Genomic DNA, 18,748 nt, shown 5'->3' on the forward strand with positions numbered 1-18,748 from the left:
GCCGGTCCACGGATCGATGCCTGCTGCCGGTTATGACGCCGACAGCGTGATCGACACGCCCGTCGCCGTATAGACCGGCGTCGCCTTGAAGCCGTCGACCGTCACCGTCGAGAACTTCGCGGCGCCTGCTGCCGCGTCGATCAGCGCGATGGTGTCGCCGGCTTTCGGCGTATAGCCGTTCACGAACTTCACGTGCAGCGTGCCGCCCGCGACGGTGAACGCGCCGCCCACGCGCAGGCGGCCGCCGCCGTTGCCGTCGATGTCGAGTTCGAGCGTCGTGTTGTCGAGCTGCGTGTAGCGGGTCGCGATCGTCACGGGTGCGCCGGCCGCGATCCGGATGCCGCCGCCGGAACCGACATACACGTCGCCGTTGCCGAACGCCATCGTGGAAGCGGCGGCGAGCGTGCCGCCGCTGACCTGCGTGCCGCCCGTATAGCTGTTGTTGCCCGCCAGCGTCAGCGTGCCGCTGCCTTGCAGCGTCAGCTTGCCGGCGCCCGCGATGTCGTTGCGCCACAGGTCGGCGGCGTTGAGGCCGCCCTTCGACGCGTCCATCGCGACGGTCACGTTGCCGTTGAATGCACCGTAGCCGTCGGCGGCGGCGAACAGGTTCAGCCGGCCCCAGCCTTCCGCATCGTCCATCACCGGATAGCCGGACGGCAGTTCGGTGGTCTTCAGCACGACGCGCCGCTGGTCGGCGCCCAGGTACGGGAAGCGCGTCTGCAGCAGGATCTCCGCGCCCTTCGGCACGACCGGCGGCGCGCCGGTCGCGTCGATCGCGCCGAAGCCGTACGTCATGCGGCGCGTGAACGCCGCCTTGTTCGTCGCGTAGTCGGCGAACCGGTCGGTCGCCGTCGTGCCCGAGCGCGCGAATGCCGGGAAGGTCGCATCGGTGGTGCCGGTAAGCTGCTGCAGCGTCTGGTGTGCCTGGCCGTACGCGGCCTGCGCGTCGCTCGCGTACGCGGCGAGGTTGGCCGCGCTGACGGCCAGCGCGAGCATGCGGCCGCCGATCACGTCGAGCGGCGAGTGCATGCCGGCGAGGATCCGGTTCTCGCCGAGCTCGAGGCCGCGGCCGACCATTTCCTGGAAGCGCTCGGGCACGAGCCACGCCATCGTCACCGCATCGCGCATCGCTTCGGCCTGGTGGCCGCTGATGAAGCCGCCGTCGGTCGCCGGCGTCGTGCTTTCCGCGGGCACGAGCGTGGGCGCGACGACGACGCTCGAGCTCCAGCGATACGGCCGCGCATACTTGTAGAAGCGTTTCGCGGGTTCGGTCGACGCGTTGTTGCCCATTTCGTTGAGCAGGTCGACGACTTTCCCGAAACTCGCGTTGCCGCTGCTGCCGACGCCGACGTTGTTGCCGCTGTCGTTGTACAGCACGGTCGTGGCGTCGGCCGGCACGCTGGTGATGCTGGTCGTCTGCTGGGCCGCGGTGCGCCATGCCGCGGTGAGCGGCCCCATGCCGTCGGTCACGCTGTAGCCCTTGCCGCGCCGGTCGTCGTAATAGGCGGCGTCGGCTTGCTGCGGCGTGCGCGCGGTGGTCGCGTTGACCACGTATTGCACGTTCGCCGACAGCACCGCGTCGTTCAGGCTCGTGCCGCACGGCGTGCCGTTGCCGGGCAGCCCCGTGCAGGCGGAAGGCGAGATGGCGGGAAACGCACCGTTGGCCGGCGCGGTCACGCCCGCATCGACGAGCATCGTCGACGGCTGCCACAGGTCGAGGAAGCGGCTCACCACGCGCACGGCGGCGTTGGTCGACAGCGTTGCATAACGAGCGTCGCCGCGCTGGTTGGTCGCGACGTTGTCGACGAACGCGGGCACGCTCGGAACGGGCGCGCTGTCGACGAAGCCGGGGTCGGCCGGCGGTGCCGGGACCGCGGCGTTCGTCGAGCTCGTTGCGACGACATCGTCGCCGCCGCCGCAGGCAGCCAGTAGGATCGCGGTCGACAGCGCTGCGACGTGCAGCGGGAGACGGCTCGGTGACGCAAACATGCAAACTCCATCATGAGGGTAGAAGACGGAGCATTGTGGTGGCCGATCGTGACGCGATGGTTACGAAACCGCTTCACGTCATTCGGCGCGATCGAGAGCGTCCCGCTTTCGGCGGATGATGTTCAGTTTGTGTTCCTAAACGGGACGGATATCGAAAGCAATATGGATGCCGGTAGTGGTGCGACGCGGCTACGCGTGCGATGCGCTCGCCTCCAGCCGGAACAGGGATACCGACTCGGAAAGCTGATTTCCCTGTTCCTCGAGCGACTTCGATGCGGCGGCGGCCTCTTCGACGAGCGCCGCATTCTGTTGCGTGACTTCATCCATTTGCGTGATGGCCAGGTTGACCTGCTCGATGCCGCGGCTCTGCTCGCTCGATGCCGCCGCGATCTCGCCCATGATGTCCGTCACGCGCGCCACCGCCTGCGTCACCTGGTCCATGGTGTCGCCCGCATTGTGCGCGAGCCGCGAGCCGTCCTGGATCTTCTGGACCGATTGCGTGATCAGTTGCCGGATTTCCTTCGCGGCAGACGATGAACGTTGCGCGAGACTTCTCACCTCGCTGGCTACCACCGCGAAGCCGCGGCCTTGTTCGCCCGCGCGTGCCGCTTCCACGGCCGCGTTGAGCGCGAGGATGTTCGTCTGGAACGCGATCCCTTCGATCATCCCGGTGATCTCGGCGATTTTCGACGAGCTGTCGCTGATGTCCGTCATCGTTTCGACCACCAGTCCGACCGCGGTGCTGCCGCGCTGCGCGACTTCCGATGCGTTATTGGCCAGCGAGCTTGCCTGCTGCGCGTTGTCGGCGTTCAGTCGCACGGTGGACGTCAATTCTTCCATGCTGGATGCGGTTTCCTGCAGCGATGCGGCCTGCTGTTCCGTGCGCGACGACAGGTCCTGGTTGCCGGACGCGATTTCGCTCGCGCCCGTCGCGACGTTGCCGGACGCGATGCGGACCTGCGAAATCAGCCGCACCAGATTGGCCTGCATTTCGCGCATGGAAGCCAGCACGCTGCCGCGCGGCGCGTCGACGGTGGCGGACCCGGCGGCGAGGTCGCCGCCGGCGATGCGCTGCGCGATGTCGCTGAGCGTGGCCGGCTCCGTGCCGAGCGAACGGGTCAGCCCTCGCACGATGATGACGCCCGCCGCCACCGCGCCCGCGACGGCGGCGAGGCAGATGATCATGAGCAGCATCCGCCGGGACGCATAACGGTCTTCCGAGTCTTTCACCATCTGCACGGAGCGTTCGCGCGTGTACAGCGCATAGGCCTGTGTTGCGTCGACCAGCTGCGCCAGAAGCGGTCGACATTGTTCGTTCATCATCGTGATGGCCTGATCGCGCCGGTTGTTCAGCGCGGCGTCGACGATCGCCCGCGCCACCGGGCCATACGTGGTTTCGATCTGGTTGATTTTCCGTACCAGCTCGCGCGCCTTGTCCGTCGCGTCGGTGCCTTCACCAACGGCGTTCCTGAGTTCGGCGAGCCGCGCGCTGACATCGCGGTCGGCCTGCAGTGCGGCTTCCTTCTCGATCTCCGTATCGCGTGGCGTTGTCACGAGCACCAGGTTGCGCGCCGCGATGGCGCGCCGATCGACGGCGACGCGTACTTTGTCCGTCAGGTCGGCGCGAGCGTTGAGGCCGTTGACGTAATTCGCGAATACCTCGTTCGCGTTGCTGAGCGATACGATGCCGAGGAACGAAACGAGCAGCACCACGCATGCCAGAAGGCCAAATGTAAGGGTGAGTTTCGTGCGAACCGTTAGCTGTTTGCTATGCATCTTTCAGGATCCGTTGCGTTGATGTTGGGTAGCGTTCCTTATTATCGGATTGGTTAAAAAAGTATTTAGGGTGATTGAAAAGCGCAATCGTTTGCGGGGCGAGAAACTTCGAAATGGTCAAGAACGCACTGTTCGGAGCGTTCTCGCGAGAGGTTTTTACTTCAGACGTTATCGAGTGCGTGATTTCGGAAGCGACATGGTCATGAAACTGTCACTATCCGCCTGGATGACCATGAGATTGTCGATCGACGCGGGTTCGCCAGCCCGGAATGGAAGGCGCTTCACGTTCCGGGCGCGAAACCGCCGGATTGCCGGAACCGTCGAACGGCGGCAGCGGCACGATCGCGCGGCCGGCGAGCGGTACGCTGCATTACCGGGCGAGACGGAAGTCGAAAGGAAAAAGCGCCCGCAGTCGGCCGCAACGGCCGTCAAGCCGATTGCGCAAGCGATCCCGTGTCGCCGCGGCACACGCGGTTTCTACCGTGGCGCTTCGCCGTATACAACGCGAGGTCTGCCTGATGCGTGAGCGCGTCGATGGACGCCGGGCGTGCGCGATGCCCGGTCGCGTATCCGATGCTGACCGTGAAAGCCGGAACCGTCTCGGCGAATCCGGCGAGCCGGTTGCGTTCCACTTCCGCGCGAATGGCCTCGGCGACCTTCGCGGCGCCGCTTTCGTCCGTATCCGGCAGCACCGCGACGAACTCTTCGCCGCCGTAGCGCGCGGCGATGTCGGCGCGCCGCCGCGTGTGAGTCCGGATGCATTGGGCCAGGAACCTCAGTGCCGTGTCGCCCTGCGCATGCCCATATCGGTCGTTGTACTGCTTGAAGTGGTCGGCATCGATGAACAGCACCGACAGGCTGCCTTCATTGCTGCGCTGGAGTCGCTTCCATTCGTCGGCCAGCGCGACGTCGAGCGCGCGGCGGTTGTGCAGGCCCGTCAGCGGATCGGTGCGGGTGAGATCGGTCAGCAGCGTCTGCTTGCGAAGATTGTCCCGCAACGCGAATGCGAGCAGCCAGACGACAGTGCAGAAGAGCGTGCAGATGAACGAGGCCGACACGCCGACCGACCATGACATGCGCGTGAAGCCGGCCAGCACGTCGCGCTCGGCAGGGGCGACGACGGCAATCAGCGGGGTGCCGGGCACGCGCTGGAACGTATAGAGCCGCAAGGTTCCGTCGATGCGCGAGTAGGCCGCATAGAACCCCGAATCCTGGTTCAGCATGCGATCGAAGGTCTTCGATCGGCTCAGGCGAACCATCTGGTGTTCGCTCAGCGGCGGATTTCTGGCCAGGATGGTGCCGTCCGTGCGCAGGATCGCGCCGATGCCGTTCGGGCCGACGTTCAGTCGGGCAAGCAACTGATCGAAGTAGGCGATGTCGATGGCAACGATCGCGATCCCGTTGAACGCGTGGTCCGGACCTTCGACGCGCCGGGACAGCGCGATGGACTCCTTGCCGTTGCGCGAGCGCGCGCGATAGGCCTCGGATACGTAAAGGCCGACGTTCGCCGAGTCGCGATGGACCTTGAAGTAGTCGCGATCGCTGAAGTCCCAGTGGTGTGACGGGCCGCAGCACCCGTCTATCAGGAGGCCGTTTCGGTCCGTCACGCCCATGCCGGTCACGTATTGCGCGGCCGCGCGCTGGAACAGCAGATCGTGCCGCAGCCCGGCGTCCATATTCCGGACCTCCGGCTTGCCGAGATCGGATGCGAGTGCGATCAGCGCGTTGTTGGACGTTTCGACGGTCCGCGCGATCTCGCTGACCAGCACGGCGGCGACGTTGCGCGAAGTCTCGTGCGCGTGTTCGACGACGCCACTTCTCATGGCCCACAGCGTCATCGCGCTGATGCTCAGCGCGGCGAGCGACATCAGTGTGCCGAGCGCGCCGACGACAAGATGGTTTCGTCCCGCCCAGTCGGCGATTTTCTCGATGGAAGTGGATGCGGACATGCTCGCGCTCGTAGGGAATGCCCGGTGCGATGACCGTGGCGCGCTCAAATCCGGGTTAACGGCAGGTATGCGAGGAAATGGAGGCCTGCATGCGAAGCGAATCGGCGCGGCGTTGCCGCAAAAGTGTGCGGCAGCCGCGCCGGTTGCGCGGAAGCCGATCCGTCAGGCGGGCGCGCCGGATTCGTCGACGAGCCGCCCGAGCCGGACGACGGTGACGCCGGGCCGCAATTGCCGTAGCGACGGCATCACGAGCACGCAGTCGGGATAGGGCGTCACGACCGGGACCTCGTTCGACCAGCCGATCACGGTGCCGGCGTCCGGGAAATGTTCGAGCCCGGTGTAGTCGCCCGCGAAACGAAACACGCCGTTCGTCGCGACCACGGGCTCCGTCACCTGCACGACGCGCATCGTGTCCGGCAGCGGCAGGAACCAGTCGGCGGGCAGGTCGTCACGCTCGACCACGCCGGACGCGACCAGGAAGCGGGCCGTGGTGTCGCGGGCGACGTCCACCGCGCGTGCTTCCCAGTGCTGCCCGCATTCGACCAGCATCGCGCATTTCGGGCTGAGCGGATCGCCGAATGCCGCGTAATCGCGCATCCGAGTGCCTTCCGGATGGCCTTCGTCGCGGATCACGGTGGCCGGCGCGCCGACCCGGCGCGCGAGCGCGACACCCTTGTCGAGCGGCCCCGCGACGATCAGCGGCGCACTGCGCTCATGCATCGAATGCAGGTCGAGCAGCCAGTCGGCCGTGTCGACGAACGGGCGCAGCGCGCGGGCGCGATCGAGTTCGACCGAACGGGCCGACGGATCGTCGAGCACGGCGGGCGTCCACACGCGGTTGAAATCCTGGTCGACGAAGCGTGCCGCGTCCGGCTGCGCGGGATCGAAGCGTGCGTAGGCCGCGACGTTCGCGAACGACAGCGTGAGCGTGCCGCGGCGCGGCCGCACGCCGAGCGCCAGCAGCGCGTCGACGACGATCGCGCCGCAGACTTCGTTGCCGTGCGTGAGCGCGTTGACCATCACGTTCGGGCCGGCCTCGCCGGATGCGAAGCGATAGACGTGCTCGACGCCGGTATTGCCCGCGCGGTGCGGCGCGAGGTCGGGAAACGAAACTTCGATCGGGTACGGAGTGAAAGCGGTCATGGCGGCGTACCGGGTAACGAAAACGTAAGGAAGGCGCGTGCGATCAGTCGAGCCCGCCCTGGCACAGGTACTTGATCGACAGGTAGTCGTCGAGGCCGTAGCGCGAACCTTCGCGGCCGTAGCCCGATTCCTTCACGCCGCCGAACGGCGCGGCCTCGCTCGCGAGCGCGCCCTCGTTGATGCCGACGATGCCCGTTTCGAGCCGCGCCGCGACGCGTGCGATCCGCCGGACATCCTGCGTGTAGAAATACGCGGCGAGCCCGAACGGCGTGTCGTTCGCGGCGCCGACGGCTTCGTCCTCGGTATCGAACGGAAACAGCGCGGCGACCGGCCCGAACGTCTCCTCGCAACCGAGCTGCATGCCGGCGGCCGCATCGGCGAGCACGGTCGGCGCGTAATAGTTCGGCCCCAGTTCGGGCAGGCGCCTGCCGCCCGTCAGCACGCGGGCGCCGCGCTCGAGCGCATCGTCGACATGGCGCGCGATCTTGTCGACCGCGCGGGCGTTGATCATCGGGCCGATCTGCGCGGCGGGGTCGGTCGCGGGCGCGACTTTCAGCGCACTGACCCGCGCGGCGAGCTTCGCGGCGAAGGCGTCGTAGATGCGGGCCTGCACGTACACGCGATTCGGCGACACGCAGGTCTGGCCGCCGTTGCGGAACTTCGCGGCCATCAGCCCGTCGACCGCGGCGTCGAGCTCGGCATCGTCGAACACGATGAACGGCGCATTGCCGCCGAGCTCGAGCGACAGCTTCTTGAGCGTCGCGGCCGATTCGCGTGCGAGCAGCTTGCCGACGGGCGTCGATCCCGTAAACGTGATCTTGCGCACGCGGCCGTCGGCGAGCCAGTCGGCCACCGCATCGATGCCGTGCTCGCGCGATGCGGCGATCACGTTCAGCACGCCGGGCGGCACGCCGGCTTCCTGCGCGAGGAACGCCAGCGCGAGCGCGGTGAGCGGCGTGTCCTCGGCCGGCTTCGCGACCACCGTGCAGCCGGCCGCGAGCGCGGGCGCAATCTTGCGCGCGATCATCGCGAGCGGGAAATTCCACGGCGTGATCGCGGCGACGACGCCGATCGGCTCCTTGACCGCAGTCAGCCGCTTGCCGCGCTGCTGTTGCGGAATCAGGTCGCCGTACGTGCGGGTCGCTTCCTCGGCGAACCACAGCACGTACGACGCGCCATACGCGACTTCGCCGCGCGCTTCGGCGAGCGGCTTGCCCTGTTCGCGCGACATCAGTTTCGCGAGATCGTCGGTGTGCGCGACGATCGCCGCATGCCACGCGCGCAGGATCGCCGCGCGTTCGCGGGCCGGCGTCGCGCGCCACGCGGGCAGCGCGCGCACGGCTGCGTCGGTCGCGGCACGTGCGTCGGCGGCGCTGCTGTCGGGCACGTCGGCCAAGCGGTCGAGCGTCGCCGGATCGGTGACCGTGAAGCGACTGCCGTCGAGTGCGTCGCGCCACGCGCCATCGATCAGGTTTGCACTGCGAACGAGTTCGGTGCGGGAGAGGGTAAGCGGCATGGTTGGTCCTTGAATGATGTCGGCTCGACGGCGGCAGGCGGGCGCGTCGCGACGACGCACGTACGGCGCGGCGGCCGCCTGCCGCTCGTCAGTGCCGTTCGCCGAACAGCGATTCGAGCGGATAGTGCCGCTTGACGAACGGCGACTTGATGATCACGTAGCTGAAATACTTCTCGATGCCGATGTTCTGCTCGAGCAGCCCTTCGACGATCGTCTGGTAGTGGCTCACGCTGCGCGTGACGAACTTGAGCAGATAGTCGTAGCCGCCGCTCGCGAGATGGCACTCGACGATCTCGTCGACATCGCGGATCGCCGCGACGAACCGGTCGAAATCCTCGCGCCGGTGGTCGGCGAGCGTGACCTCGGTAAACACCACCTGCACGTCGCCGAGCTTCTCGAGCTGGATGTGCGCGCCGTACCCGGCGATGTAGCCGGCTTTCTCGAGCCGCTTCACGCGGATCAGGCACGGGCTCGGCGACAGCCCGACCGCATCGGCCAGTTCGACGTTGGTCATGCGCCCGCGCTTTTGCAACTGGGAAAGAATGCGCAGGTCGATCCGGTCTAGCTTGCTGTCCGTCATGTTCGCGTGAGAAGGCAGAAATGGAATGTCCGGTTACTTTAGAGTCGAACGGTAGCCGCCACAAGTCCGGCTTTCCCTCGCCCGCTTTACGGCCGCTTCACGCCGGCTGCGCGTGGGCGGCGTCGAGCGCGCGCTGCACGCCCGCGTCGGCCAGCACGTCGTCGAGCGTCTTGCGCACGCGCTCGAACATCAGGTCGAACTCGCCGGCCGTGAAGCTCAGCGCCGGCGCGAAACCGAGCACGCCGTCGCCGAACGCGCGGAACACGATGCCGTTCGCGTACGCGGCCGCCGTGATCCGGTCGGGCAGGTTCAGCGCCGGGTCGAAGCGCGTCTTGCGCGCCTTGTCGGCCACCAGCTCGAGCGCGCCGAGCAGGCCCGCCGAACGCGCATCGCCGACCAGCGGGTGGTCGCGCAGCGCGGCAAGGCCCGCCGCGAAGCGCGGCGCCATCGCCTGGCCGTTCGCGAGCAGCCCGCCTTCGTGATAGAGCCTCAGCACCTCGAGGCCGATCGCGGCGCTGACCGGATGCGCGGAATACGTGTGGCCGTGCCCGACCACCGCGGACTCGGTGCGGCTGCCCGCGATCCCTTCATAGATTTCGTCGGACATCAGGACCGCGCCCATCGGCGCATACCCGGCCGTCAGGCCCTTCGCGACGGTCATCAGGTCCGGCTCGACGCGTTCGGTCTCGCACGCGAACAGCGGGCCGGTGCGGCCGAAGCCGGTGATCACCTCGTCGGCCACGAACAGGATGCCGATGCGCCGGCATGCGTCGCGCATCGCCTTCAGCCAGCCTGCCGGCGGCACGATCACGCCGCCGGAGCCCTGCACCGGCTCGCAGAAGAACGCGGCGACGTTGTCCGCGCCGAGTTCCGCGACCTTCGCTTCGAGCGCGGCGACGGACGCGGCGATCAGCGCCTGCGGATCGTCGCCGAGCGGGTGGCGATACGGGTAGGGCGACGGAATGTGGTGCTGGTCGGCGCGCGGCAGGTCGAAATGGCGGTGGAACGCGGGCAACGCGGTGAGCCCGGCGCCGATCGACGACGAGCCGTGATAACCGCGCTCGAGCGCGATCATGTGCTTCTTCGTCGGGCGGCCGGTCGCGTTGAAATAATGCGTGATGAAGCGCACCGCGGAATCGACGGCGTCCGAGCCGCCGAGCGTGAAGTACACGCGGTTCAGCGACGCGGGCGCGAGCGCGGCGAGCCGCTCGGCGAGCTCGATCGCGGGCTGCGACCCGAAATGGAAATAGCCGGTGGCATAGGGCAGCTTCGCCATCTGCTCGGCCGCCGCCTTCACGATGCTGTCGCGGCCGTAGCCGACGTTCACGCACCACAGGCCGGAAAACGCGTCGAGCAGCGTGTGGCCTTGCGCATCGCGCAGGAACACGCCGTCGGCGGAGTCGAGCACGGTAACGCCGCGCGCCTCGTGCGTACGGTAATTGACGACCGGGTGGATCAGGTGTTGGCGATCGGCTTCGATCAGCGCGGAGTAGGTCATGGCAGGGCGGGACTCTCGTCGGGTGTCAGCGATGGAGTCATCCTAACGAGCGAGAAATGCGCGCGTGCCTTCAATTTGCCGGCTGAAACGTACGGGCGCGGCGTTTGCACGGCGCGCTTCGGCATTTTCTGCTGCGCCCGCGCGCCGGTGCGGATGAGCGGTCAGTAGCCGCGCGCGCGATCGACGACGCCGATCATCGGCTGGCCCGCGCGATGGCGCGCGAGGTTCGCCAGCACGGCGTCGACGGCGGTGTCGGGCCGCGTCGCGCTGGCGATGTGCGGCGTGATCCGGATACGCGGATGGGTCCAGAACGGGTGTCCGGCCGGCAACGGTTCGGGGTCCGTCACGTCGAGGATCGCACTGTCGAGCCGGCCGCTGTCGAGCGCCGCGAGCAGCGCGGCCGCGTCGAGCTGCGGGCCGCGGCCGACCTGCACGAGCGACGCGCCGGCCGGCAGCGCGTCGAACACGCGCGCGCCGAGCAGCCCGCGCGTGCCGTCCGTCAGCGGCAGCAGGCAGATCAGGATGTCGGTGCGCGCGAGAAACGCGTCCAGCGCCGCCTCGCCCGCATGGCATTCGACGCCGTCGAGCGTGCGCGGCGTGCGGCTCCAGCCGGCGCACGGGAAGCCGAAGCGCCGCAGCATGTCGAGCACGGCCTGGCCGAGCGTGCCGAGCCCGAGCACGCCGATGCGGCGCGATGCGGCCGCGCGCACCGGCCGCTCGTGCCATACCTGCGCGCGTTGCTGCGCCGCGTAGTCGAACAGGTCGCGATGGATCGTCAGCACGGCCTGCGTCACATACTCGACCATGCCGTCGACGATGCCGGGCTCGATCATCCGCACGACCGGGATGTGCGCGGGCACGCGCGACAGGTCGAACTGGTCGATGCCGGCGCCGACGGAGAACACGATCTCGAGGTTCGGCAGCAGCGCGACCGGATCGTCGGGCGGCTGCCACGCGGCGAGGTAGCGCACCGTGTGCGGATCGCCGATGTCCGGCCAGATCCGGAACGCGAGATCGGGTGCTTGCTGGGCGAAACGGTGCGCCCATTGCGCGCCGCGCACCGGATCGGCCTTGTAGAGGAAGCTCATCGGATGCGTGGCTCAGCCGAGTGCTTGATTCACGATCGCGAACGCGCGCAGCGCCGGGTCGCGCGCGGGCGCGTCGCCGCGCGCCATCGCGACGACCGTGTCGACGCGCGGTAGCCCGAGCCCCTGCAGCCAGTCCGACAGGCCGCTGTCGCCCGGCACGTCGAGCCGCACGAACATGCCCTCGTGCAGCGCGAGCCAGTGGCTGATGAGCGCCTGCGCGCGCAGCGCGTCCGGCGCGATCACCGGCCCGATCGCATGGCCGCGGCCGAACCGGCGGAACAGCGCGAAGCCGAGCAGTTCGCCGTCGCGGTCGAGCGCGATGCCGTTGGCGACGTCGAGCAGCGCGTCGGTCACCGCGTCGCGCGGATAGCCGGCCGCGCGCGACGCGAGCGCCGCGAGGCGCGGGCCGTCGTTCGTGCCGAGCGGCCGCAGCCGTTCGCCGGGCGGCAGCGAGATCAGCGGCGGCTGGAATACGGTGCCCTGGTGCTGGTCGATCGTGCCGATCGCGTGGAAGCCGAACTTCGCGTACAGCGGCTCGCCGGCCGGCGTCGCATGCAGGAACACCGTGCGCGGGCCGAAGCCGTCGACCAGCCGCGCGAGGAGTTCGCGGCCGATGCCGCGGCCCTGGTGCTCGGGCGACACGATCACCATGCCGAGCGACGCGTGCGACTCGCCGAAGCGCCAGCCGAGCGCGGTGCCGACGACGCCGGTCTCGTCTTCGGCGACGAAGCCGCTGCCGAGCTGCAGCACGAAGCGCCAGTCGTCGACCCGATGCGGCCAGTTGAATGCTTGCGACAGCCGATGCGCGGCGGGCAGGTCGCTTTCGGCGAACGGACGATAGGTAAGCGTGCGGGAAGGATTGAGGTCGGCCACGCCGGACTCCGGATTGGTAGGAATGACGCATCCACTCTGCCAGTGGCGGCACGGTGCGGATAGGACGATTCGCCTGTTTTTCGGCGATCGCGGCCCGTCGTGCGAAATCGACGCAAACCGGCTCGAACGGCACGGCGCAACGCGCGTTCCGTGCCGGCGCGGACGGTCAATCCGGCAACTTCTGCTGCGTGAACGCCCGTACGATTGAAGCAGCGCAGCGTGCTCGCCGCCCGCCGGGATCGCGCCGCAGATCGTGCCGTGCAGGCCCGGCAACACGCGGCGATCGTGCGTTTCGAGCGGTATCGAACGATGCGCGAAGGATTTATTGCCCTGATTCAATTGCATTCAACCCAGCCCGTCCCCGGCCCTGCCGGGGCTTCACACCGACAGGACGTCACCATGATCCAATTTGAACCGAAATTCATCACGTTCGACTGCTATGGCACGCTGACCCGCTTCCGGATGGGCGACATGGCGCGCGAGGTTTACGCCGACCGCCTGTCGCCGGTCGATCTCGAGGAATTCGTGCGCGTGTTCGCCGGCTATCGCCTCGACGAAGTGCTCGGCGCGTGGAAGCCGTATCGCGACGTCGTCGTCAACGCGATCCGCCGCACCTGCAACAGGCTCGGCGTGAAGTTCGACGAAGCCGAAGCCGAGCGCTTCTACCTCGCGGTTCCGACCTGGGGCCCGCATCCGGACGTGCCGGCCGGCCTGTCGCGGCTCGCGACGAAGTACAAGCTGGTGATCCTGTCGAACGCGTCGGACGACCAGATCATGAGCAACGTCGACAAGCTCGGCGCGCCGTTCCACGCGGTGTTCACCGCGCAGCAGGCGCAGTCGTACAAGCCGCGCATGCAGGGCTTCGAATACATGTTCGACAAGCTCGGCTGCCAGCCGCAGGACGTGCTGCACGTATCGTCGAGCCTGCGCTACGACCTGATGACGGCCGAGGATCTCGGGATCAAGCACAAGGCGTTCGTCAATCGCGGCCACGAGCCGGGCACGCCGTTCTACAACTACTACGAGGTATCCGACATCGGCCATCTCGCGACGCAGCTCGGCCTGTAAGGGGCGCATCGGCGGCGCGCGCACGGGTCGTGCGTCGCGCCGCCGCCCGGGCACGCCCGGGCGAATCCACGGAGCGGCCGGCCCGGCCGCTTCGTCGTGCGCGTACGATCAGTGCACGGATCGAGGGTAAATACCGATGCGATGACGTTCAAGGTGGGGCCGCCAGCGCCGATATATGTACCGAATGGTTAATATCGCGAGGCTCCCGCATGAAGTTGTCCACGAAACTGCTGATGCTCGTCGCGGCCGCGCTGTTCGGCGTCGTATTGCTCGCCGCGATGTCGCTGCAGACGCTGCGCGGCGCGCTGATCGACAGCCGTCGCGAAGAGATCGTCATTCTTTTGACGAAGGCCGAACATCTGGTCAATTCGTACCGCGCGTTGCAGGCGAGCGGTACGCTCACCGCGGATCAGGCCCAGCAGCAGGCAAAAGCCGCGCTGTCGGCGCTCAACGCGGATACGAAAAGCTACTACTGGGTCACGACTGCCGACGGCGTCAACCTGGTTCACCCGAACGCGAAGTTCGTCGGCACGCGGGCCAAGGGTAACCGCACGACCGGCGGCCTGACCGATAGCGAGGCTTACCGCGCCGGGATGGCGCAGGCCCATTTCGCTCTCGTCGACGTGCTGGTCAAGCGCAGCCCCGACGCGGATGCGGTGCCGAAACTGCAGGGCGTGGTCGCCATTCCGGACTGGAACTGGTGGATCGGCACGGGATTCTTTTACGACGATATCGACGCGGCCTTCACCCGGCTCGCGATGGTGCTGGGCGCCATCGCGCTCGTCATCGCCGCGACGCTGGCGGCAATCGCATGGGGCGTCCTGCGCAGCGTCAGGCGCACGCTGGGCGGCGAGCCGGCGCACGCGACGCATATCGCGGCGCGCATCGCCGCCGGCGAACTGGACGTCGAGTTCGATGCGGCCAAGGCCGCGCCGGGCAGCCTGCTCGCGGCGCTCGGCGAAATGAAGGCGCGTCTGACCGAGACGATCGCCGAAATCCAGACCACGACCCATTCGATCGCCGTCGGCACCGGCGAGATCGCACAAGGCAACCTGGACCTGTCGCAACGCACGGAGGAGCAGGCCGCGTCGCTGCAGGAGACGGCCGCCAGCATGGAACAGATCACGTCGACGGTCCGGCAGAATGCCGAGAATGCGCGTCAGGCCAATGCGCTCGTCACCACGGCCAAGGAAGCGACCGAACTCGGCGGTGCCGCCGTGCAGGAGGTCGTCGAAACGATGCGGCAGATTTCCGAAGAGTCGGTGCGGATCGCCGACATTACCGTCGTGATCGAAAGCATCGCGTTCCAGACCAACATCCTTGCGCTCAATGCGGCCGTCGAAGCGGCGCGAGCCGGCGAGGAAGGACGCGGGTTCGCGGTCGTGGCCTCGGAGGTCCGCTCGCTCGCCCAGCGCAGCGCAGCGGCGGCGAAGGACATCAAGGGGCTGATCGAGGTGTCGGTCGAGAAGGTCGGCAGCGGCAGCCGGCTCGTCGAGGCGGCGGGGACGCGCATGACGGAGATCGTCCGGTCGATCGACCGGGTGGCCGATATCATGGGCGAGATCTCCACGGCCTCCGCCGAGCAAAGCACCGGCATCGAACAGGTCGGCAAGGCGGTGTCGCAAATGGATGAAGTCACGCAGCAGAACGCCGCGCTCGTGGAGCAGGCTGCCGCTGCCGCTTCGTCGCTGGACGAACAGGCGGCACGGTTGAGGTCCGCGGTAGCGGTGTTCCGGCTGGCCGGCTGAGCGGCCGCCCGGACGAGCAACCGGGCGCGGCGCGCATGCGCGGCCCGCCCGCGTCAGAAGATCACATACATCTTGCGCATCGTCTCGCGCACGTCCCGCAGCCCTTCGGTGTTCGCGGCGAAGAACAGCGTGTCGCCCGCGCCGAACTCGATCGCTTCCTCGCCATCCGGCGCAAACGTGCCGGCGCCGGCGAGGAAATGCATCGCCTTCGCCTCCTTCACGCCGCGTCGGTAAGTGCCCGGCGTGCATTCGAACACGCCGGTGTCGAACGCCTCGCTGCCCGGGATCACGACCTGCCGGCCCGACACGCGTGCGGGCTCGGTGCCGGGCAATCCGGCCGTGCCCCAGTCTTCGGGCAACGCGGTGTCGACTGAGCGGGAAATCTTCTGAACTTTCATGCGTGGGTGTCCTCGCGGTGACGGGAAATCGCCCCGGCGCAGCGGCTGCGAGGGCGGCGCACTGTCGCACGCGCGCGCGGCCGGCGACCAGGGCATTTCGCTCGTTTCGATCTGCATCGGCCCACGCACGCGCAATCGACGCAAAACATGCGGTTTGGGGCCGCCGAACGCGTTTCGGATGCCGAACGGGCAATTTTGTCGGTGCAATCTGCGGCGGCCGCCGCTTTACGATTCTGTCTGTCACGCATCTGTCGCGAATGGATCAGGAAGGTGCGGCGGCACACGCGGGCGCGCAGCTGATCATGCTGCGCGGACGGCCCAAAACGGTCGAATCGTGTCGTGCAGGCGCCCCGAATCGCGACAACCGCCATTTTGGCGGTGCTTAAATGAACTCAATGCGTACGACGTTGCACTCGCTACCAGCACGCGGGCGCGGCGGGAATCACGAACCACGCTGGACCCCAGGACCCACTTTCCACAGTCAGGAGCAGTTCGGATGAGCGACGATATCGACAACGGCGGAGATCACCGCGGCTTCACGCGCCGCGACATGATGCGGACCATGGCGGCGGCCGGCATGATGGCCACCGGCGCCGGCGGACTGCTGATGGGCGCGCAGCCGGCGTTCGCCGCGCCCGCGCCGAAGCGCGGCGGCAAGATCCGCGTGGCGAACGAATCCGGTTCGACGGCCGATACGCTCGACCCGGCCAAGGGCTCGACGGGCGCCGACTACATCCGCTTCTTCATGTTCTACAGCGGCCTCACGCAGCTGGATGCCAGCCTGACGCCGCAGATGAACCTGGCCGAATCGCTGCGGACGACCGACGCGAAGACCTGGGTCATCAAGCTGCGCAAGGGCGTCACGTTCCACGACGGCAAGACGGTCGGCCCGGCCGACGTCGTGTTCTCGCTGCTGCGCCACAAGAACGCGGCCACGGCTTCGAAGGTCAAGACGATCGCCGACCAGTTCACCGACGCGAAGGCGACCGGGCCCGACGAAGTCACGCTCACGCTCGCCAGCGCGAACGCGGACCTGCCGGTGATCCTCGCGACGCCGCAGCTCGTGATCGTCAAGGACGGCACGACCGACTTCACGACCGGCATCGGCTGCGGCCCGTACAAGCTGAAGACGTTCAAGCCGGGCGTGTCGACGGTCGGCGTGCGCAACGACAGCTACTTCAAGCCGGGAATGCCGTATCTCGACGAGATCGAGCTGATCGGCATCAGCGACAGCGCCGCGCGCCTGAACGCGCTGCTGTCGGGCGACGTGCACCTCGTGAATGCGATCGATCCGCGCTCGACGCAGCGCGTCGCGTCGACACCCGGTTATGCGCTCAGGGAAACCAAGTCGGGGCTCTATACCGACCTCATCATGCGCAGCGAAAGCCCGCTGACCGCGAACCCGGATTTCGTCGAGGGGATGAAGTACCTGTTCGACCGCGAGCAGATCCGCTCGGCGGTGTTCCGCGGCTACGCGGTGATCGGCAACGATCAGCCGATTCCGCCGGGCCATCGCTACTTCAACGCGTCGCTGCCGCAGCGGCCGCACGATCCGGACAAGGCGAAATTCCTGTTCCAGAAAGCGGGCGCGCTGGGCGTGACGCTGCCGCCGATCTACGCGACGTCGGACGCGAACGGCTCGATCGAGATGGCCGTGCTGCTGCAGCAGGCCGGCCAGAAGATCGGACTGAACCTGCAGGTGAACCGCGTGTCGGCCGACGGCTACTGGTCGAACCACTGGATGAAGCATCCGCTCGGCTTCGGCAACATCAACCCGCGCTCGAGCGCCGACGTGCTGTTCACGCAGTTCTTCAAGTCGGATGCGCCGTGGAACGAGTCGGGCTGGAAGAACGCGAAGTTCGATCAGCTGCTGCTGGCCGCGCGTTCCGAGACCGACGATGCGAAGCGCAAGCAGATGTACGGCGACATGCAGGCGATCGTCGCGCAGCAGGGCAGGGTCGGCATCCCGGCGTTCATCAGTTTCCTCGACGGCTACGACAAGCGCCTCGGCGGCCTTGGTTCGATCCCGACCGGCGGGATGATGGGCTTCATGTTCGCCGAGAACGTGTGGTGGAACGCGTGACGCCGTTGCCCGTCGCAGCCGCGTTGCCGGTGCGGGTTGCCGCGCCGGCAACGCTCGAACTTTTCCGGAGTGCCGCGCCATGAACCGCATTCTGCTCGGACTGATCGGCCGCCGCATCGCGGTCACCGCGCTGACGCTGCTGATCGTGTCCGTGATCATCTTCGCGATCACGAACCTGCTGCCGGGCGATGCCGCGCAGGCCGCGCTCGGCCAGTCCGCGACGCCGGAAACGGTGGCCGCGCTGCGCCAGCAGTTCGGCCTCGACATGCCGGCCCACGTGCGCTATGTGCACTGGCTCGCGGGCCTGCTGCACGGCGACTTCGGCCGTTCGCTGTCGAGCGACATGCCGGTGTCCGACATGATCGGCGGGCGCCTGCCGAAGTCGCTGACGCTCGCGGCGATCACGACCTGCGTATCGGTGCCGATTGCACTGGTGCTCGGCATTCTCGCGGCGGTCAAGCGCGAGTCGGCGATCGACCGCGCGATCAGCCTCGGCACGCTGTCGCTCGTCGCGACGCCGGAATTCCTGATCGCGACGGTCGCCGTGCTCGTGCTGGCGGTGAAGCTGCACTGGCTCTCCGCGCTGTCGTACAGCGGCCCGATCGAAAGCGTCCACGATTTCCTGCGCGCGTATGCGATGCCGGTGCTGACGCTCTGCGCGGTCGTGATCGCGCAGATGGCACGGATGACGCGCGCCGCGGTCATCGAGCAACTGAGCGCGTCGTATGTCGAGATGGCCGTGCTCAAGGGCGCGAGCCCCGCGCGCGTGGTGCTGCGCCATGCGCTGCCGAACGCGATCGGGCCGATCGCCAATGCGATCGCACTGAGCCTGTCGTATCTGCTCGGCGGCGTGATCGTCGTCGAGACGATCTTCAACTATCCGGGCCTCGCCAGCCTGATGGTCGATGCGGTCGGCAACCGCGACTTCCCGCTGGTGCAGGCGTGCACGCTGATCTTCTGCGTGGCCTATCTGACGCTCGTGCTGTTCGCCGATCTCTGCTCGATCGTGTCGAACCCGAGACTGCGGACCTGACCGTCC

Annotated in this window: 14 protein-coding genes; 4 read left to right on the plus strand and 10 right to left on the minus strand. The window is 67.7% G+C overall.

Annotated elements, in window-relative coordinates; genetic code table 11:
• Window positions 1-30: 30 nt before the first annotated feature.
• The 9 genes from MRS60_RS31495 to MRS60_RS31535 form a co-directional block, all read right to left on the minus strand.
• Window positions 31-1,989, minus strand: a complete 1,959-nt coding sequence (locus tag MRS60_RS31495; RefSeq protein WP_217590549.1) for a phosphatase PAP2 family protein — start codon at window positions 1,987-1,989, stop codon at window positions 31-33.
• A 189-nt stretch (window positions 1,990-2,178) separates the two neighbouring features.
• The gene (locus tag MRS60_RS31500; protein ID WP_243567296.1) at window positions 2,179-3,765 is read right to left on the minus strand and encodes a methyl-accepting chemotaxis protein; all 1,587 of its coding nucleotides are present in this window, start codon (window positions 3,763-3,765) and stop codon (window positions 2,179-2,181) included.
• A 428-nt stretch (window positions 3,766-4,193) separates the two neighbouring features.
• Window positions 4,194-5,714, minus strand: a complete 1,521-nt coding sequence (locus tag MRS60_RS31505) for a sensor domain-containing diguanylate cyclase (RefSeq protein ID WP_243567297.1) — start codon at window positions 5,712-5,714, stop codon at window positions 4,194-4,196.
• Between the two features lie 162 nt (window positions 5,715-5,876).
• Window positions 5,877-6,857, minus strand: a complete 981-nt coding sequence (locus MRS60_RS31510; protein WP_243567299.1) for a M14 family metallopeptidase — start codon at window positions 6,855-6,857, stop codon at window positions 5,877-5,879.
• A gap of 43 nt (window positions 6,858-6,900) precedes the next feature.
• Window positions 6,901-8,373, minus strand: a complete 1,473-nt coding sequence (locus tag MRS60_RS31515; RefSeq protein WP_243567301.1) for an NAD-dependent succinate-semialdehyde dehydrogenase — start codon at window positions 8,371-8,373, stop codon at window positions 6,901-6,903.
• Window positions 8,374-8,461: 88 nt separating this feature from the next.
• Window positions 8,462-8,953 carry an Lrp/AsnC family transcriptional regulator gene (locus MRS60_RS31520; RefSeq protein ID WP_034182400.1) on the minus strand — a complete coding sequence of 164 codons (492 nt, stop codon included), beginning with the start codon at window positions 8,951-8,953 and terminating at the stop codon, window positions 8,462-8,464.
• A 97-nt stretch (window positions 8,954-9,050) separates the two neighbouring features.
• On the minus strand, window positions 9,051-10,451 hold the full coding sequence (locus MRS60_RS31525; RefSeq protein ID WP_243567302.1) for an aspartate aminotransferase family protein: 1,401 nt from the start codon (window positions 10,449-10,451) through the stop codon (window positions 9,051-9,053).
• Window positions 10,452-10,612: 161 nt separating this feature from the next.
• Complete coding sequence (locus MRS60_RS31530) at window positions 10,613-11,539, minus strand: 2-hydroxyacid dehydrogenase (RefSeq protein ID WP_243567303.1); 927 nt, start codon at window positions 11,537-11,539, stop codon at window positions 10,613-10,615.
• Window positions 11,540-11,551: 12 nt separating this feature from the next.
• Window positions 11,552-12,412, minus strand: a complete 861-nt coding sequence (locus MRS60_RS31535; RefSeq protein ID WP_034182397.1) for a GNAT family N-acetyltransferase — start codon at window positions 12,410-12,412, stop codon at window positions 11,552-11,554.
• Between the two features lie 399 nt (window positions 12,413-12,811).
• On the opposite strand from MRS60_RS31535, the gene MRS60_RS31540 reads away from it, so the two are divergent.
• Complete coding sequence (locus MRS60_RS31540; RefSeq protein WP_175749190.1) at window positions 12,812-13,480, plus strand: haloacid dehalogenase type II; 669 nt, start codon at window positions 12,812-12,814, stop codon at window positions 13,478-13,480.
• A 209-nt stretch (window positions 13,481-13,689) separates the two neighbouring features.
• Window positions 13,690-15,228: a methyl-accepting chemotaxis protein gene (locus MRS60_RS31545; protein WP_243567424.1), complete on the plus strand. Its 1,539-nt coding sequence runs from the start codon at window positions 13,690-13,692 to the stop codon at window positions 15,226-15,228.
• Window positions 15,229-15,281: 53 nt separating this feature from the next.
• On the opposite strand, the gene MRS60_RS31550 is transcribed toward MRS60_RS31545, so the two are convergent.
• On the minus strand, window positions 15,282-15,626 hold the full coding sequence (locus MRS60_RS31550) for a cupin domain-containing protein (protein WP_243567304.1): 345 nt from the start codon (window positions 15,624-15,626) through the stop codon (window positions 15,282-15,284).
• A gap of 496 nt (window positions 15,627-16,122) precedes the next feature.
• Here MRS60_RS31550 and MRS60_RS31555 point away from each other — a divergent pair, with 496 nt between their 5' ends.
• Entirely contained in the window at window positions 16,123-17,709 is a 1,587-nt protein-coding gene (locus MRS60_RS31555) for an ABC transporter substrate-binding protein (RefSeq protein ID WP_243567305.1), read from the plus strand.
• A gap of 79 nt (window positions 17,710-17,788) precedes the next feature.
• The gene (locus MRS60_RS31560) at window positions 17,789-18,742 is read left to right on the plus strand and encodes an ABC transporter permease (protein ID WP_034182392.1); all 954 of its coding nucleotides are present in this window, start codon (window positions 17,789-17,791) and stop codon (window positions 18,740-18,742) included.
• Window positions 18,743-18,748 lie beyond the last annotated feature (6 nt).

This window comes from Burkholderia pyrrocinia (assembly GCF_022809715.1).
Classification (GTDB): Bacteria; Pseudomonadota; Gammaproteobacteria; order Burkholderiales; family Burkholderiaceae; genus Burkholderia; species Burkholderia pyrrocinia_C.

Bases quoted from the DNA above. Each gene is read 5' to 3' on its own strand.
- MRS60_RS31505 (WP_243567297.1), bottom strand. From the start codon at position 5,714: ATGTCCGCATCCACTTCCATCGAGAAAATCGCCGACTGGGCGGGACGA.
- MRS60_RS31495 (WP_217590549.1), bottom strand. From the start codon at position 1,989: ATGTTTGCGTCACCGAGCCGTCTCCCGCTGCACGTCGCAGCGCTGTCG.
- MRS60_RS31525 (WP_243567302.1), bottom strand. From the start codon at position 10,451: ATGACCTACTCCGCGCTGATCGAAGCCGATCGCCAACACCTGATCCAC.
- MRS60_RS31515 (WP_243567301.1), bottom strand. From the start codon at position 8,373: ATGCCGCTTACCCTCTCCCGCACCGAACTCGTTCGCAGTGCAAACCTG.
- MRS60_RS31545 (WP_243567424.1), top strand. From the start codon at position 13,690: ATGAAGTTGTCCACGAAACTGCTGATGCTCGTCGCGGCCGCGCTGTTC.
- MRS60_RS31560 (WP_034182392.1), top strand. From the start codon at position 17,789: ATGAACCGCATTCTGCTCGGACTGATCGGCCGCCGCATCGCGGTCACC.
- MRS60_RS31540 (WP_175749190.1), top strand. From the start codon at position 12,812: ATGATCCAATTTGAACCGAAATTCATCACGTTCGACTGCTATGGCACG.
- MRS60_RS31530 (WP_243567303.1), bottom strand. From the start codon at position 11,539: ATGAGCTTCCTCTACAAGGCCGATCCGGTGCGCGGCGCGCAATGGGCG.
- MRS60_RS31520 (WP_034182400.1), bottom strand. From the start codon at position 8,953: ATGACGGACAGCAAGCTAGACCGGATCGACCTGCGCATTCTTTCCCAG.
- MRS60_RS31555 (WP_243567305.1), top strand. From the start codon at position 16,123: ATGAGCGACGATATCGACAACGGCGGAGATCACCGCGGCTTCACGCGC.
- MRS60_RS31510 (WP_243567299.1), bottom strand. From the start codon at position 6,857: ATGACCGCTTTCACTCCGTACCCGATCGAAGTTTCGTTTCCCGACCTC.
- MRS60_RS31550 (WP_243567304.1), bottom strand. From the start codon at position 15,626: ATGAAAGTTCAGAAGATTTCCCGCTCAGTCGACACCGCGTTGCCCGAA.
- MRS60_RS31500 (WP_243567296.1), bottom strand. From the start codon at position 3,765: ATGCATAGCAAACAGCTAACGGTTCGCACGAAACTCACCCTTACATTT.